This is a genomic window from Peribacillus sedimenti, assembly GCF_046237635.1.
Classification (GTDB): domain Bacteria; phylum Bacillota; class Bacilli; order Bacillales; family DSM-1321; genus Peribacillus; species Peribacillus sedimenti.
Map to the genome: position 1 here is coordinate 3,857,832 of NZ_CP143547.1, position 15,902 is coordinate 3,873,733.

Annotated in this window: 16 protein-coding genes; 4 read left to right on the plus strand and 12 right to left on the minus strand. The window is 41.8% G+C overall.

The features are described 5' to 3' along the window. Positions 1–158: 158 nt before the first annotated feature. Positions 159–1,085 carry a hypothetical protein gene (locus V1500_RS18980; protein ID WP_409301679.1) on the plus strand — a complete coding sequence of 309 codons (927 nt, stop codon included), beginning with the start codon at positions 159–161 and terminating at the stop codon, positions 1,083–1,085. Here the strand turns inward: V1500_RS18980 and V1500_RS18985 are convergent. The 6 genes from V1500_RS18985 to V1500_RS19010 form a co-directional block, all read right to left on the minus strand. After that, entirely contained in the window at positions 1,040–2,575 is a 1,536-nt protein-coding gene (locus tag V1500_RS18985; RefSeq protein ID WP_409301681.1) for a rhomboid family intramembrane serine protease, read from the minus strand. The two genes, V1500_RS18980 and V1500_RS18985, sit on opposite strands and share 46 nt — an antisense overlap. 379 nt (positions 2,576–2,954) lie before the next feature. Beyond that, positions 2,955–3,158, minus strand: a complete 204-nt coding sequence (locus V1500_RS18990; RefSeq protein WP_409301682.1) for a hypothetical protein — start codon at positions 3,156–3,158, stop codon at positions 2,955–2,957. A 221-nt stretch (positions 3,159–3,379) separates the two neighbouring features. Further along, positions 3,380–4,183 (minus strand): DUF92 domain-containing protein, encoded by an 804-nt coding sequence (locus V1500_RS18995; RefSeq protein ID WP_409301683.1) that lies wholly within the window; start codon positions 4,181–4,183, stop codon positions 3,380–3,382. Continuing rightward, the gene (locus V1500_RS19000) at positions 4,173–4,748 is read right to left on the minus strand and encodes a 5-formyltetrahydrofolate cyclo-ligase (RefSeq protein WP_409301685.1); all 576 of its coding nucleotides are present in this window, start codon (positions 4,746–4,748) and stop codon (positions 4,173–4,175) included. Before V1500_RS19000 ends, V1500_RS18995 begins: the two co-directional genes overlap by 11 nt. Positions 4,749–4,827: 79 nt before the next feature. Next, a complete protein-coding gene (gene rpmG / locus V1500_RS19005) occupies positions 4,828–4,977 on the minus strand; it encodes a 50S ribosomal protein L33 (RefSeq protein ID WP_375839715.1) in 150 nt (49 codons plus the stop codon). 116 nt (positions 4,978–5,093) lie between these two features. Next, complete coding sequence (locus tag V1500_RS19010; protein WP_409301687.1) at positions 5,094–5,699, minus strand: hypothetical protein; 606 nt, start codon at positions 5,697–5,699, stop codon at positions 5,094–5,096. Between the two features lie 371 nt (positions 5,700–6,070). Between V1500_RS19010 and V1500_RS19015 the strand changes: the two genes are divergently transcribed. Further along, positions 6,071–6,436, plus strand: a complete 366-nt coding sequence (locus V1500_RS19015) for a hypothetical protein (protein WP_409301689.1) — start codon at positions 6,071–6,073, stop codon at positions 6,434–6,436. Next, the gene (locus V1500_RS19020) at positions 6,429–6,938 is read left to right on the plus strand and encodes a hypothetical protein (protein ID WP_409301691.1); all 510 of its coding nucleotides are present in this window, start codon (positions 6,429–6,431) and stop codon (positions 6,936–6,938) included. Before V1500_RS19015 ends, V1500_RS19020 begins: the two co-directional genes overlap by 8 nt. A 93-nt stretch (positions 6,939–7,031) precedes the next feature. Here the strand turns inward: V1500_RS19020 and phoU are convergent, their stop codons facing one another. The 5 genes from phoU to V1500_RS19045 all read right to left on the minus strand — a co-directional run bounded on the left by phoU (position 7,032) and on the right by V1500_RS19045 (position 11,568). Next, positions 7,032–7,682, minus strand: a complete 651-nt coding sequence (gene phoU, locus V1500_RS19025) for a phosphate signaling complex protein PhoU (RefSeq protein WP_409301693.1) — start codon at positions 7,680–7,682, stop codon at positions 7,032–7,034. Positions 7,683–7,707: 25 nt separating this feature from the next. Further along, a complete protein-coding gene (gene pstB / locus V1500_RS19030) occupies positions 7,708–8,496 on the minus strand; it encodes a phosphate ABC transporter ATP-binding protein PstB (RefSeq protein ID WP_409306046.1) in 789 nt (262 codons plus the stop codon). Between the two features lie 140 nt (positions 8,497–8,636). Then, the gene (pstA, locus tag V1500_RS19035) at positions 8,637–9,515 is read right to left on the minus strand and encodes a phosphate ABC transporter permease PstA (protein WP_409301694.1); all 879 of its coding nucleotides are present in this window, start codon (positions 9,513–9,515) and stop codon (positions 8,637–8,639) included. A gap of 2 nt (positions 9,516–9,517) precedes the next feature. Beyond that, positions 9,518–10,465 (minus strand): phosphate ABC transporter permease subunit PstC, encoded by a 948-nt coding sequence (gene pstC, locus V1500_RS19040; RefSeq protein WP_409301696.1) that lies wholly within the window; start codon positions 10,463–10,465, stop codon positions 9,518–9,520. A gap of 146 nt (positions 10,466–10,611) precedes the next feature. After that, a complete protein-coding gene (locus tag V1500_RS19045) occupies positions 10,612–11,568 on the minus strand; it encodes a PstS family phosphate ABC transporter substrate-binding protein (protein ID WP_409301697.1) in 957 nt (318 codons plus the stop codon). Positions 11,569–12,048: 480 nt separating this feature from the next. On the opposite strand from V1500_RS19045, the gene V1500_RS19050 reads away from it, so the two are divergent. Next, positions 12,049–13,266 carry an IS110 family transposase gene (locus V1500_RS19050; protein WP_409300497.1) on the plus strand — a complete coding sequence of 406 codons (1,218 nt, stop codon included), beginning with the start codon at positions 12,049–12,051 and terminating at the stop codon, positions 13,264–13,266. Between the two features lie 435 nt (positions 13,267–13,701). On the opposite strand, the gene V1500_RS19055 is transcribed toward V1500_RS19050, so the two are convergent. After that, positions 13,702–15,876: a peptidoglycan D,D-transpeptidase FtsI family protein gene (locus V1500_RS19055; RefSeq protein WP_409306047.1), complete on the minus strand. Its 2,175-nt coding sequence runs from the start codon at positions 15,874–15,876 to the stop codon at positions 13,702–13,704. Positions 15,877–15,902: the final 26 nt, after the last annotated feature.

Sequence of the window (15,902 nt, forward strand, 5' to 3'; positions counted from 1 at the left end):
AACAAGTAGGACCTTATATCTCGCACTACTTGCTGCTTTCTGGCCACCAGCAGTAATTAATGGAAACCTTTATCCCTTTGAAAAAATAGACATTATTACATACTTGTCCGAATTGGAACATATAAATTCTATTACAACTTATTATGTCGGGGGAAACCATGCAAAAACTAAGTAAATTGCATATCCTGTGTTTGGCTGTTTCGTTTACCGTTTTCTTTTTATATTTGATCTATTTAAAGACAATCGAACCAACAAGGGAAACTGTTATGTTTTTCCCTATTGATACAGAGGTGGAATTTAATGAGGCAACAACAAAGATAAATGTAATTAAGGATGAACAATCAGGTTATTCCCTGTATTGGAGGGTACGTTCTTTGCTGGACAGAAAGGCCTATCTGCGGCAGGATTTGTCCATATTGTACAAGAATGGGAGAATGGCAGGATTATTAAAAGATTGGCATCAGTATTCGACACAAGTAGATCAGGAAAAGAGCATACACGAAAGACAAAGCTCCATTTTCAAAGCTATCAGCTTTCATTATGCTGAGCTACATCCTTCATCCGAAATATATAAAAGTGCCCATGAAATGACAGCTGACCACCTTTATGTAATCGCGTCACCCTTTTCCAAATTTCAGAGCTTTCAAAGGCCCAGTACAAAGGAACAAAAGGAATGGAAACTCACTCTGGATAATGTGACATCTTCTTTGCAGGCTGAAACACTGGAAGCCGTAAGCGCTGCATATCGTATAGACACCTCGATGTATAGGGTATTTCCGTTAACTTCTCTTAATGAGACAAAGGGTGAGATATTTAAGCATTTCTCACCGTCTCTGCAGCAGGAATTGATGAGCAAGCTATGGGAGGGAATTTATAAAAACTATATATTGGGCATCACAATAAATAAAGGTCCAGCAGCCCAAAGTCCCATCGGCAGTACTGAACCTCTTCTATTAGTTAGACATGATAATCGGGAAGTGCTCGTAATAACATTGACGAAGGCAGGGACACCAGTACTGCTCAGACAAAGGCTTCCCACTCATTCCTCCTCCATTCTTCGCAGCATTTCACGATATTGCTCCTGATCCGGCTCCAGGTTCACAGCTTCACGAATATGTTGCATGGCTTTTGCTTTATCGCCTAAATCGTTATAGACAAGTGCAAGGTTGTAATGAGCTTCGTGCATCTCAGGATATTGGGCAATCGCCTTTTCATAATACTCCTTTGCCTGCTGTAGATTTCCTTTTTTTATCTCCATATTTCCGAGGGAGAAGTAGGCATAGGGCGCCTGTTCAAAGTTTTCGATATATTCACGGGCAACTTGAAACGCCTTATCCTCGTCACCTTCTTTTATATATTCCTGAGTCAGCTGTGCTATGGTAGGATCCTTTCCACTAGCAAGGATTGGATGGTCTGTATAACCCCATTTTAGCAGGCAGAATGTAAGGATCGCAGTTGCTGCAGCGAATACAGCCTGACGAAACGGCTTCCGCTTTTTTGGCAGGTGAACCACGCCGGAGGCGAGAAAGCCTCCAATCAGCCCGCCAATATGGCCCGAATTATCTACGCCTTCCACTGAAAAACCATAGCCAAGATTGATTATGATCAGAATGATTATGTTGGTTCCCATAGTTCTAAAAAACAGTTTTGGATGTGTCGTTCCAAAATAAAGAAGAGCGCCGAAGAGGCCAAAAATAGCACCGCTTGCGCCTGCAGATATGTTCGGCGTAGCCAAAAAACTTGCCAGTGTTCCTGAAAAGCCAGCAAATATATAGATAAATAGGAACCTGACCCTACCATACATCCTCTCAACCTCTGGACCAATGAAATACAATGAAAGGGTGTTCATCAGCAAATGCATCACCCCGATGTGAACAACCATCGGCGTAAAGAATCTCCACCACTCCCCCTGCAGGATCAGCGGAGAATATTTTGCCCCAAATTGTATCAGGGTTAGGGTGTTTTGGCTGCTTCCCTTCAGTTCCATTAAAATAAAGATGGCTATTTGCAGAAAGATGAACACATTGGTAAAAAAGGGTTTGCCATTTCGGAATATTGCCTGTTCTTCTTTTGTCTTCTTAACAGAAGCAGCAAGAGCCCCCTGTTTCATATAAGCTACATGACTTTCTTCGACATGGCCCTCATCAGGTATGTGCAACGATAGCGGTTTATTGAAGATTTGCTCAAGCGATCCAAAGCTTTCCGGCGTCCTCGACGCATCGAATATCATGGTATGGACGGTGGATTTCTTCTCGGATACAGGGCGAATTATATGATCAAAGTCATCTACTGGAAGATATGCCGAAATATAAATATTCAATACATTCATCGGCCTTCTTAGGAGTTGGCTGCGGATATTCTCGGCGTTCATGACAGTCCTATCTATATCACGCTTTAACCAGTTTGCCCAATCCAAATCATGCCTCATCACGCGAATGACAGGATAAGCCTTGTTTTCATCATTCTCCAGCCATATTTCATTATGGTTTTCTGCAACTGTTAACATTCTATATTCATGCCTGGATGATAGTTCATTGACCAGCGACCAGAAAATATAATCCTCACGTAATCCCATGCTTACCCTACTTTCCAAAAAAACCTTATATGCATAATTATTACAACTAAACTATAGACGATATTTGTTCTATTGTAAAAAATTATTAAGGGACTTCCAGAGAAAAAGGAACAATAGGGGCTTTCCTGGATTTATTTCGTTTTATGCCGTTCAAAGAAAAAGAACTTGGACAGGATTTTCAGCGCTTTCTTTTTCGGAAACAAATATCCTGGCGATGCCCTTAAAAATTTTGCTTATACTTGAACATCCCTCGCCTGCGGCGCACAATCTTATTTTGCTTTATTTTTTAATGAGGTTTCCTTAAAACCCCTCCGTAAATTACGCAAATGCCTCTTATGAAAACCAAAAAACCTTATTCCGAAGAATAAGGCCGTTTGTATTATTCTGTTCTGCCGGTGGTTGGTTTGCCAAACATTCCTTGAATCATTTTTTCCCTGACTCCGGGCATATTAAGAGAACTAGAGACCATCATTTTCCTCAAAAATCCATTGGAAAGGGCAACGTTTAAAAGCCGGTACCGATTCTTAACCCCAAAATATACACTTGTACCAATTAATATAATCCGCAAAAGCGATTTCAACATTTCTATCCCTCCTGGACTTAGTTTGTAGAAAAGGAGGGGGTTTTATCCCGGTATAACACAGAGTACACGCCTAAAGGCGTTACTCTCTGTAATCCCCCGATTGGGTCGGCTAACCGGCTTTGCTGGAAGTCTCCCCTTATCCCGGTATAACACAGAGTAACCGGATTTAAGGTTCTATTGGACGTTAGCTAACGTCGCTAATTCTGGCTGGTCAGAGGGAATTAAAAGGAGTAATTTTTCAGCATCATATACACAGCGGCAGCGAGCAGAGAAGCCAGGAATATGGATAATGCATTTACCAAATCATTGTTTAATAATTTGGTTCCTTTTATAAGCATGGTTGGCCGGCCGCAGTGCAGTTGTTTTTCCGTTTCGATTCCACATGCATTGCATTTATATTTGGCTTGATACAGAGCTCCTAGCACTGTATCAAATAGATTGCCCAAAAAGCCGAATATGGTTACAAGAATCAGCCAGGATATCGTCAGGTCAAAAAAGATGATCGATGATATTCCTATCAGGAGCGCTGCAAGAATGGCGGCGATTGAACCCAACAGCGAGACTGCTCCTGATGTCCCTTTATCAACTGTCCTTAAGGAGAGTATGTACACTGGCTGCCGCCTGCTGAGAACCCCGATTTCCGAAGCCCATGTATCCGAATTTGCTGAGGCTATTGCAGCAAGGAACATCATCAAAAAGATATCTGATGGATAAAAATAATAGATGAAGGAAACAGCCCCCGCAACTCCTCCGTTGGCAAATACTTGAGTCCAGTCCCTAGAGTCGCCTTTTTCAAGTTTTTCCTCGACATGTTTTTTTTGCGAGGATTTAAATTTTGACCAGAAACTTGAACTCAGGAAAAAAATCCCTAAAAGAAGCAAACCCTTCAGTCCGAAACCGACTGCCACAGCGAAGCCAATCAATACCGTTGCTATCGCTCCTGATTTGGAAAGCGATTTTGCAAGGTAGCCGCCCCATGCCGTCAAAATTATCAATAAGGCATACATAAAAACACTAAAGTTCATTACAAATAAAAATCCTTTCAGGTGTAATAATCTTTGATACAGGGATATCATGTGCTTCTATGGGAACATTTTCAACTATTTGTTCACGAAACGCCAATGAAATGGCTATGCCTGAATAATTCGCAAGGAATCGATCATAATATCCCCCTCCAAAGCCCACCCTGTAGCCTTGGGGAATGTATGCAACTCCAGGCACGATTAATAAGTCAATCTGCTCCTGTGGTATGTATTGTGTTTCTGACACTATTGGTTCGGAAAGCCCGTAATATACGGTTTCCAACTGATCAAAAGACTGCAGGCGTCTAAACTGCATTTCGTTGTTTTTAGGAAGGCATTTGGGCACTGTGACTATTTTTCCTTGTTTCCATGCCTTTTCTATAATTGGCTTTGTGTCTAATTCTGGTGCTCTAGAAATGGTAATGCCCACGTTTTTTGCATTCACCCATTCTTCCTGCTGATACAGTGTGCTTGCAATTTTATTAGAGTATTCCCTGTGTCCTTCATGGTCCATCATATGCAGGCAGGACAATACAGTATTTCGTATAGCCTTTTTTTCATCCTTCAATCCATACACCACCTAAGCTTTTTACATAATTGCTCGAAAAAATTATAATAAAAAAACAACAGGAAAAACTTCCTGTTGCTTACTTAGTTTCACGGTGTAAAGTACTGCGTTTTTCTCTTGGGCAATATTTTTTAAGCTCAAGACGATCCGGGTTGTTACGTTTATTTTTTTTAGAAATATAGTTACGGTCTCCACATTCAGTGCAAGCCAACGTAATATTCACGCGCATCAGTATTTCCCTCCAAACATAAATGAACTTGTTCACATAGGACTTTTCTATAATAGCATTTTCTCATTTGAAAAGCTAGTTGTTTTTTCGGGAAATACCTGATTTACGCTGTTAATTTAGATTTGGAGATTCTGTCCTGCAGCCAGGAGTTTATGATTAAGATCCTTCGCGAACTCCTTGGATTCACTGTGGATCACCCATGCAATTGCCTCTACACACTCGTTTGGTTCTATTTTCTGCTCCAGGGAGAACATGCTGCTGACCTCTCCTTTTGCTAGCGGGGAAAATGTAAGCACTCCTTCAGTTAGCGATTTGAAGCACCCATATTGATATAGGTTTTTCTTTGCCTGAATACAGTATTGAGAAATCCCCTTACCATTTAGTAAGCCGCCTAATACAGCAACCCCTGTCTGTCCTACATGGTAAATTGCTTTTTCCCCTGGACTGAAAAATGCCACAGTCTGCCTTTCCAGCAGGTTCTCATACTGGAACATCAGCTTTGGGAACAGCAGCTCCTTGGAGGAATTCTTGATGGTCATTTTATAGAAGGTAGCATCTTTTCTATCAATTTTTTGGCACAATACCCTCATTTGACGATTGATATAGCTTGCGGATTCTTCAGAAACCCAATCAAAGGTACCATCCAGCCAAAGACCAGCTTTCAAACTTTTTCGGGAAACCTCTTGTTTATCTTTCGAATGGTATGCTGACAGACTGATCATGTTTTTCCCCCTTTAAATAGACGTACATAGTAAGGTAATAGGTCCATTCATTAAATGGTTTTATTATCCTTCTCTTATGGATTGTTTGAATTTTCCGATTTATGTTATCTTTATCGTAGCACCTCTGGGCAAGCCTTACAATGAACGCATTTTGTCGAGGAGTAAGCCCGTCATATGCGGCCTGCATTCAATAGCTAAATTTTTTTACAAAATCATGTAAGCGTTGTCTTTTCGACAATTTTTCGTCAAAAATACTACAAAATACTCCATTATTATATAAATAAGGATATTTATTTTAAAATGCACCCGCATTAGCCTTAAAATTGTGTATGATAGACGTTGTAATAAGTACAGATCTTCGAGGTGAAAACATGTTAGTATTTATTGTCCTGCTGGCGTTTGCAGTGCTTCTTCTGGCTCTGTCATTTTTTAAGAGGGACAGGGTTCAAAAGGTGGAAGAGGATTTGGAACAGCTAACCTTGACTCATATGCAGGATATGTATCAACTTAAGAAAAAGATTAAAATACTTGAGGAAGAATTGATGATCCAGGATATGTTTGCTTCAGAGAAATATCCGGAAGCCAAAATGCCAAATGTAAACGAAATACTAAAAAACCAAGTCCTTTCTCTTCATCAGCAGGGGTTGGGAGTAGATAAAATCATGAAGCAGTCCACATTGCCAAGAGAGACAGTTTTGAATATCATCATGGACGACAGAGGGCAATCATATGAATAAATCGACCATTCAGGCTTTTGCTGCAGGCATCATCTTCTCAACTGCTGTAATATTTGGTGTCCAAACATTGGGACATTCAAATTCCGCAACAGATGTAACCATAACAGAGGCCAAAGAACTATTGGAAGGCAAAGGGTATGAAGTAGCCAGGGATGCTTCCCAGAATAAAGCAAATACCGATGACGGTGCTGCCGATCCGCCGACCAAGAGCAATACCTCCACAACGCCTGAAAAAAAGATATCAGAACACACACAAGCACAAAAGCAGCAGTCTTCAGACAAGGATGGAGCATCCTCCTCCTCATATAGCCTCCAGATTAAAGCTGGCATGACAACCGGGGACATTGCTGAGTTGTTATATAAAGAGAGAATAATAAACGATGAGGATGCATTTCAGCAATATATGAATGGTCAAAATCTCAATGAAAAAATACAAATTGGCATATATGTAGTGACAAAAGATATGACTATTAGCCAGATTGCGAAAACAATTACTAAATAAAGGGATTACATAAAAGTACATCCCTTTTCCTTGCACACATATAAAAAGGCAGACACCGGGCAATGATTTTTGGCCAAGTGTCTGCCTTTTGTTCTACTCGTTTAAGTCTAAATGCCTGCCTCGTACAAGATAGTAGATACTTTCGGCAATATTCGTAACATGGTCAGCTGTTCTTTCCAGATACCTTGCAACGAATGATAATTGAGTAATTTGCTGAAGATTGCTGTTGGAAAGCTGAAGCATGCCTTTAATGCTCTCACCATATAGACGGTCCACCTCATCGTCCATCTCAGCTATTTTTCTCGCTAGGGCAATATCCTCAGTTTCAAATGCCTGAATGGCAAGGTCAATCATTTCCAGTGTAATCGTCTGCATAGTCTTAAGCTCGGTTAAAGAATAGATTAGGGGATTTTGGCCAATCCGAATAGCAGATTTCGCAATATTAACACCAAAGTCGGCCATGCGTTCAATATCTGAAGCAATCTTGATCGCCGCTACAATTCTTCTTAAATCAATGGCAACGGGCTGCTGCTTCGCGATTAACAGAATCGCAAAGTCATTGATCTCTTCTTCAAGAAGGTCAGCCTTGTTATCATTTTCAATAATTTGGACAGCTTTATCAAGATCCTGTTCTTCAAGTGCAATAAAGGACTCTTCGATAGATTCTGAAGCAAGGTAAGCTAATCTAACCAATTTTTCTTTCAACTGAACAAGTTCCTGTTCAAATTTTTCACGGACTACCATAATCATTCTCCCCTTCTGAACCGGATCAGCCGAAGCGTCCTGTAATATAATCCTCTGTTCTCTTATCAGACGGATTTGAAAAGATTGTATCAGTGTCAGCAAACTCGATAACCTCGCCATTCAGGAAGAATGCCGTTTTATCGGAAATCCTTGCTGCCTGCTGCATGTTATGGGTAACGATAATAATACTGAAATCCTTTTTAAGCTCCTGGACCAGTTCTTCCACCTTAAGCGTGGAGATTGGATCGAGTGCAGACGTCGGTTCATCCATCAGGATAACGTCCGGTTCGATTGCCAAACATCTGGCGATGCAAAGACGCTGCTGCTGACCGCCGGAAAGACCGTACGCATTCTGGTGCAGACGATCCTTTACCTCATCCCAGATGGCGGCTCCACGAAGGCTCTTTTCAACAATTTCATCAAGAATCTTTTTATTTTTAATGCCATGGATTTTGGGTCCGTAAACTACATTTTCATAGATTGACTTCGGGAATGGATTCGGTTTCTGGAACACCATCCCTACTCGTGTACGCAAATCTTCAACTTTATAAGACCTATCGAGGATATTTCGTCCGCGGTATTTAATTTCACCGGACGTTTTAACCCCCGGTACAAGTTCGATCATTCTATTAAGGGTCTTAATATACGTCGATTTACCGCACCCAGATGGACCAATGATCGCTGTTACTTCATTTTGATAGATATCCAGATTGATATTTTTCAAGGCATGGTTGTCGCCATACCAAAGATTCAATTCAGATGTAGCATAAACAACCTCTTTGCTATCTTTTATGTGGCTATTATTTGTAATCATCTCAACTCTTTTAGTCTTGCTAGATACACTTGCAGTCATCAGAAAATCCTCCTTCATCCTATAACCGGTCAACGGGCAACCGGAATCTGGTTCGTAAACCATTAATGATATACGGCTTCATAAAGCCGATAACCCCATGATTAATATCGTTTGCTAAATTTGTTTCTAATTAATACAGCTATTGTATTCATCGCAATCAATAGTATCAGAAGGACAATGATTCCAGCGGCAGCAACCTGGTGGAACTCTTCCTGCGGCCTTGAAGTCCAGTTATAAATTTGCATCGGCAGGACTGTCAACGTGTCGAAAACGGTTCTTGGCAAGAACGCGATAAACAATGGGATACCTACCACGATTAGCGGAGCCGTTTCACCAATGGCTCGAGACAGGGCTAAGATGCCGCCTGTCAGAATGCCGGGAATCGCTGCCGGAAGTACGACCTTTAAAATTGTCTGCCATTTTGTTGCACCCATACCGTATGATGCTTCTCGTAATTCTTTGGGCACTGCCCTTATTGCTTCTTGAGCAGCTACGATGATGACCGGGAGAACAAGCAAGCTCATTGTTAGACCGGCTGCAAGTACTGAGCGATCCAAAGCCAGTGCCCGAACAAAAATAGTTAAGCCTAATAATCCAAATACAATGGACGGAACACCCGCAAGGTTTGAGATGTTCACCCGAATAAATGATGTAAAACGGTTTTTCGCTGCGTACTCCTCAAGATAAATTGCAGTTCCTACACCTAATAACAGAGAGACTGGAGCGACAACAACCATCAGCCACATTGTCCCAATTAATGCGCCCTTTACCCCTGCGTTTTCCGCTCTACGCGAAGCGAAATTCTGGAAAAAGTCTGCATCCAGGTAGCCAATTCCTTGAGTGAATATCCGATATAGCAATATTGCAAGCACCAATAAGCCGAACAGGGTGGAAGCAAAGAATAATCCTTTAAACACTGTGTTCAGTGTAAGCCTTCCCTGCATCCTTTTGCCCACGGCATCCTTGTCTATTAATTTCATTTCTAGTATTCCTCCCTAAATCTGCGAGATATAAACTGCGCAAGCAGGTTCATAGCCAGGGTGAATACAAACAAGGTCATTCCCACTGCATAAATGCTGTAGTAGATCGTTGTCCCAAATCCAGCATCGCCTGTACTTACCTGAACGATGTACGCAGTCATTGTTTGAATGGATGATGTTACATCCCATGAGAAGTTAGGACTTGATCCGCCGGCAATGGTCACGATCATTGTCTCCCCAATTGCCCTTGATAATGCCAGAACAATCGATGCCATGATACCTGAAATAGCTGCAGGAAGGATGATTTTAATGGACGTTTCCAGCTTGGTTGCTCCAAGCGCAAAAGCACCTTCCCTGATGGAATTCGGCACTGACGACATTGCGTCCTCAGAAAGTGAGGCAATCATTGGAATAATCATAATACCTACTACGATTCCCGGACTAACAGCATTGAAAGTTTCAAGGCTTGGGAACAAGTCTCTTAGAACGGGAGTTACAAAAGTCAGGGCAAAGAAACCATAGACAATCGTCGGAATCCCCGCCAGTACTTCCAATATCGGTTTGATAATTCTCCTGGTTTTGTCAGAAGCATATTCACTCAAATAAATGGCGGAACCAATACCTATCGGAACCGCAACTATAGCTGCAATTAGCGTGACTTTTAACGTTCCCGAAATCAAAGCCATAATCCCGTAGGAAGGATGCGTACTTGAGAACGGGTACCATTTTTGCGATGTAAAAAACTCTATGATTGACACTCTTTCAAAAAATGTAAAAGTTTCAAAGATTAATGTGAAGACAATACCAATGGTCGTTAAGACTGAGATGATCGCAGTTGCCAACAAAATATACGGTACCATTTTTTCCGTATTTAATTTGTTCTTCTGTCCCAGTTTTTTCTCTTCGATCATTTTCTGAACCGAATACTTAGCTGTTTGTGGCGATGCCATAATGAAGACCCCTTTCCATCCAAGGCAATAAACTTTTGATGCGTGTAATACCGTGTCCAAAAGGTCCGTATTCACAGACATGGCAAGATGAGAAGCAGATAGCAGCTCCTCATCTGATTGCAATTGGACTGACAGATAAATATAACTTATTTTGTTAAAGCTTCTAGTTTATCAAGATCTTTTTTATATTCTTCTTCAGGAAGTTTCACATAACCTACTTCCTCGGCTAAGTCGGCAGCATTCTCAAGGAGGAACTGTGCATAATCTGCAACTTGCTCTTTGTCTGCCACTGCTGAATTTTTTACATAAGTGAACAGCGGACGGGATAATGGAGCATATTCCCCACTTTGGATCGTATCGTGGTTTGGCTCGACTGGGCCTTTGCCTCCATCAATTTTTACAACCTTTAATTTATCTTTATTTTCTTCATAGTATGCGAATCCAAAAAACCCGATTGCGTTCTTGTCTCCGCTTACGCCTTGAACAAGGAAGTTGTCATCTTCGCTAAGTGAAGCATCTGCTGCAATAGGTTTTTCTTGCAGAATAACTTCATTGAAGTAGTCATATGTGCCTGAATCAGTTCCCGGTGAGTAGAATTTCACTTCTTCATTTGGCCACTCAGGACGGATATCGGACCATTTCTTCGGCTTCCCTGTATCCACCCATAATTTTTGCAGTTCTTCGACTGTCAAGGAATCAACAAAATCATTATCTTTATTGACTACCACTGATAAACCGTCGAACGCAACTTTTAATTCTGTATAATCAATTTTCGCTTTTTCAAGCGCAGCTTTTTCTTCATCTTTAATTGGGCGAGATGCATTACTGAAATCCGTTTCACCTGCTGAGAATTTTTCAAATCCGCCGCCAGTTCCTTTTACTCCAACCGAAACTTTTACATCTGGCTGTTCAGCCATGTATTCTTCAGCTACAGCTTCCATAATCGGATATACAGTAGAAGACCCATCCATTACGACATTCCCTTTTAGCGCAGCTCCATTTTCACTGTCACTTTTGCTTGATGCATCGGAACCGCATGCAGCTGTGATCGCAATTGCTCCACTCATTACTGCTGTTAATGCCATAAACTTAAAGCTTTTCATTTTCTAATTCCCCCTGAGAGATTAGTTGTTTTGTCCTACAAATTTATAATAAAGCTCACGCATTAATTCTGTTTAAATGGTTTGTAAAGATTGTGTAAATAAACATTACGATTTGTAAATCTATCACATACGAAAGACGCTTTCCCTTAGAAAGCGTCTCAGATTGTGGAAATTAGGTTTCCTTCATAAGCTGGAAGCAGTCCAAACTTCAATTTATCCATTAGCCCTCCATGAATCGCAAAACCGGCGATTCACCACAGAGAATGAAAATGGCTCCAAACCGTCGATACTGTTCTTAGGCTGGATGAGGAAGGTCGATGAACTATGGTGCCATAGAGCCCATCCGTTAGTCTGACTCCAACGACCACGGTGCACCACCGACTGTCGCTCCCCTTCCGGGGAAGCACTTATGGTAGATTAATCCTAATTCTGGTTGCTGCACCAGCCTCTATTTTAACTAGCCAAGAAAGGAAAAGTTCAATGGATGTAATCATTGAAAGAGCTTGCGGGCTGGATGTACATAAGGACAATATTACTGCCTGCATCATGACATCTGAAGGAAAGGAGGTTCGCACGTTTTCTACTAAAACAATCTTCCTCTTGGATCTAATCGATTGGATTAAGGAACAAAAGTGCAGTCACGTTGCGATGGAGAGTACAAGTGTTTACTGGAAACCAGTCGTCAATCTGTTGGAAGCTGAAGGTATTGAATTTCTCGTGGTCAATGCCCAACATATGAAATCTCTTCCCGGTCGTAAGACCGACGTGAAAGATGCCGAATGGATTGCCCAATTACTAAGACACGGATTGTTAAAGGCAAGCTTTATCCCGAACAGGACACAACGGGAGCTTAGGGAACTAGTCCGTTATCGCCGAAGCATTATCGAAGAACGTGCCCGGCAACACAATCGGATTCAAAAGGTGCTTGAAGGAGCGAACATCAAACTTGGTTCTGTCGTTTCGGACATCATGGGTGTTTCGGCAAAGGACATGCTTCATGCTATCGCAAACGGTGAAGACGACCCTGAGAAACTATCAAATTTGGCACGCCGTACAATGAAAAAGAAGAAAGATGAACTTGAGCTGGCTCTTCGAGGCTATGTAAACCCACATCAGCGATTAATGCTTAAAACAATTTTGACTCATATTGATTTCCTCACTGAACAGATCGAGATAATCGACAAGGAAATTGCCGAGAGGGTAAGCGAATATCAGGAAGATATCGAACGGCTTGACTCCATTCCTGGGATAGCCACAAGGATGGCTGAACAAATACTCGCTGAAATTGGTACTAATGTGGGTTCGCAGTTTCCTAGTGCTGCACATTTATGTTCCTGGGCAGCCTTGGTTCCTGGCCACAATGAAAGTGCTGGAAAGCGGAAATCTGCAAGAGCCAAAAAAGGTAACAAGTATCTCCGTTCTGCCTTAACTGAAGCAGCCCAATCAGTAAGGGGTTCGAAGAACTATCTCGGTGCCCTATACAGGCGGACAGCCGGACGAAAAGGAAAGAAACGTGCAGCCATTGTAGTCGCACATGCGATGTTGCGTATCGCGTATTACCTTCTCACCCGAAAAGAAATGTATGTTGATTTGGGTGAGGACTACTTTGACAAGCAAAGACAAGTTTCAATCGTACGGCATTCGGTTCGGAGACTGGAGAACTTAGGATATACAGTGACCATTTCGGAAGCATCCTAGTCTTTCAATAATCGATTCAGGAATCAGACGCTCTCCTTTTTAAAAAACTGATTGAGCTGCGTCTATTTAAGTATGGCCATTTTCCTGAAGTTACAGAATTTAATTTTCATGGTAGTTTATAAAGGATGTTATTTAGAAGTGGCAGCCCAAGATACAGCCTGAAATCAGAAAATCAGGACATACGTTGAACATGATATGGGAACTAAAATAATTGTTTTGTACCTGATGCTTACTTTCGCAACCATAATTAAAAATGGAAGCATGTGATGGCCTGACATAGCACGTAAGTACGGTATAAAAATAAGATTCAATGGAATTAATTAGTGGCGTAATTTTCTTAAAGCAAGGAAATGACAAAAGGGGTCCGGAATGAAAACATTCCGGACCCCTTTTGTCGGTAATCTTAAGCTTTTAATTGCCAGGCTTCTTTATTGTTTAATTATTCTCATTTTCTTGTTCTTTTCTTACTTCAGCTTGCTCTTTTTTCACATCACTGCCGTTGTTAATCTGTTCTCCATTGGCAGTTTCGGCTTTTTCCTCTGAAGCACGCTCTTTCTTAAGTTTAAAATAGGTATCCATTACCTTTTCCGCGATTTCTTTGTTCATTGAATGGCCGGCTCCTTGATAAGCCCAAGGAACCACTACGGCAAAAGCCACTTCAGGCTTATCATATGGCGCGTAGCCAACAAGTGATAGATTGATGGTTGCCGGAGGCTCATCGTATTTCTTGCGGTCCGGGCCATCATAAAACGCCTCCGCTGTTCCTGTTTTCCCGGCAGGCTTATATGACTTTCCCCCAAACCAAGTATAGGCTGTCCCGCCTTGCTCCTGCATGACCTGCCTGAATCCTTCCTGGACCCTGTCGATCCATTCTGGCTTCATATCAAGCCTGTTCAGCACTGTAGGCTGAATCTGTTCCATTACCGGACCAAGTTTCTCGTTGTTATCAAGCGGCTGGCGGATTTCCTTTACCATATGGGGCTTCATGCGATAGCCGCCATTAGCAATGGAAGAAACATACTGAGCCAGCTGCATTGGTGTGTACGTGTCATATTGTCCGATGGAAAGGTCGAGCAGTTTACCCGGGCTGGTCTCTGATCCTTTGAATCCAACCATCTCATTCGGAAGGTCGATGCCAGTCCGCGCACCCAGACCAAATTGAGCATAGCTGTCACGCATGGTATTAAACGCCTTAGGATTAATATTCAATGGCTCGTTCGGAACATAATGTCCTCCGCCAATATTGATCGCTGTCCGGAACATATACACGTTGGAGGATTTCTTTAATGCACCATAATCATTGAGCCAACCGTAATCATGTGACGATCCTTTCGCTTTCGTACCTTTAATCCTTAACTTGGTATCATAAAAGGAAGTTCCCGGCTGTATGGCTCCCGTTTTATATCCAGTCAGGACCGTTGCTCCCTTGACTGCGGATCCAACTGTATAGGAAGTTGTTATGTTGCCAAGGGCAAAATCATCAATAACTCTTTTTCCAGTTTTCTCATCCCGTTTAACCTGTTTCCCGGCCATTGTCAGGATCTCTCCAGTATTCGGATTCATCATGACCATGAAAGCTCTATCCAGTAAAGGGGTATTAGGCTTAGCCTTATACTCCTTCAATTTATCTTCAATTACTTTTTCGGTCGCACGCTGAAGATCCATGTCTATAGTAAGTACCAGGTCCTTGCCGCGCTGCCCTTTGGAAACCGGGATTGTCTCTATCACATTTCCTGCTTTATCAGTCCGTACTTTCTCTTTAGCTTTTTGGCCGTGCAAAACATCCTCATATGCCTTTTCTATATAGCTTTTGCCGACACGGTCATTTCGGCTGTAGCCGCGTGATAAGAAATAATCAAGCTGCTCACTCGGAAGGCCTTCTTCCGATGATGAGACCTTGCCCAATACCGATTTCAGGGTTTTGTCATAAGTATAGAATCGATCCCAGTCTGTTGTGATATCCACACCTGGCAGAGAATCAAGATTTTCACTTACACGGGCGAATTCCTCTTTTGTCACACCCTTATTCTTGACAATTTGAGGTGTAAGTCTATAACCGCTGTTAAATTCCCGGAAAATGGCAAGCACTTCAAGTTCTTCGTCTGATAATTCCTTAATTTCTTCCTGTGTTACCCGCTCTACTTGTCTTTTATACAAATCCTTTTGGGTCAGTTTATCTTGCTCGACTAACTTTCTTTCCTTCTCGGTAATTTTCTTTTCTGCAAGCTTTGGATGCTTCAAAAGCCAAAAATCCTTCTTGTCTCGCTCTGTGACTTTTTTAATATCCTTATCTATCAGCTTAGCCAGCTTTTCTGCCGTATCCACCATTTCCTTGGATGTAGTTGTTTGGGACCTTGTATAGGTAATCGCATCAAGCGGCACATTGTCCACCATCACCTTCAGATTCCTGTCATACATCTTTCCACGCGGTACTGGCTTGTTCACAGGGACATCTTCGGTACGTTCTAATTCCCGCTTATAATCCTCGCCGTAAACAATCTGGACAAAACCTAACCGAAATATCAACACAGAAAATAATAGAAATACTATGAAGAATAGCAAATTTAGTCGAAAAGGAACATGCGTCTTTTTCTTCTTTTCTTTATTCACGTTCAAGCCACACATCCTTAATAAAA

Bases quoted from the DNA above. Each gene is read 5' to 3' on its own strand.
- V1500_RS18980 (WP_409301679.1), top strand. From the start codon at position 159: ATGCAAAAACTAAGTAAATTGCATATCCTGTGTTTGGCTGTTTCGTTT.
- V1500_RS18985 (WP_409301681.1), bottom strand. From the start codon at position 2,575: ATGGGATTACGTGAGGATTATATTTTCTGGTCGCTGGTCAATGAACTA.
- V1500_RS18990 (WP_409301682.1), bottom strand. From the start codon at position 3,158: ATGTTGAAATCGCTTTTGCGGATTATATTAATTGGTACAAGTGTATAT.
- V1500_RS18995 (WP_409301683.1), bottom strand. From the start codon at position 4,183: ATGAACTTTAGTGTTTTTATGTATGCCTTATTGATAATTTTGACGGCA.
- rpmG (WP_375839715.1), bottom strand. From the start codon at position 4,977: ATGCGCGTGAATATTACGTTGGCTTGCACTGAATGTGGAGACCGTAAC.
- V1500_RS19010 (WP_409301687.1), bottom strand. From the start codon at position 5,699: ATGATCAGTCTGTCAGCATACCATTCGAAAGATAAACAAGAGGTTTCC.
- V1500_RS19015 (WP_409301689.1), top strand. From the start codon at position 6,071: ATGTTAGTATTTATTGTCCTGCTGGCGTTTGCAGTGCTTCTTCTGGCT.
- V1500_RS19020 (WP_409301691.1), top strand. From the start codon at position 6,429: ATGAATAAATCGACCATTCAGGCTTTTGCTGCAGGCATCATCTTCTCA.
- phoU (WP_409301693.1), bottom strand. From the start codon at position 7,682: ATGGTAGTCCGTGAAAAATTTGAACAGGAACTTGTTCAGTTGAAAGAA.
- pstB (WP_409306046.1), bottom strand. From the start codon at position 8,496: ATGATTACAAATAATAGCCACATAAAAGATAGCAAAGAGGTTGTTTAT.
- pstA (WP_409301694.1), bottom strand. From the start codon at position 9,515: ATGAAATTAATAGACAAGGATGCCGTGGGCAAAAGGATGCAGGGAAGG.
- pstC (WP_409301696.1), bottom strand. From the start codon at position 10,465: ATGGCATCGCCACAAACAGCTAAGTATTCGGTTCAGAAAATGATCGAA.
- V1500_RS19045 (WP_409301697.1), bottom strand. From the start codon at position 11,568: ATGAAAAGCTTTAAGTTTATGGCATTAACAGCAGTAATGAGTGGAGCA.
- V1500_RS19050 (WP_409300497.1), top strand. From the start codon at position 12,049: ATGGATGTAATCATTGAAAGAGCTTGCGGGCTGGATGTACATAAGGAC.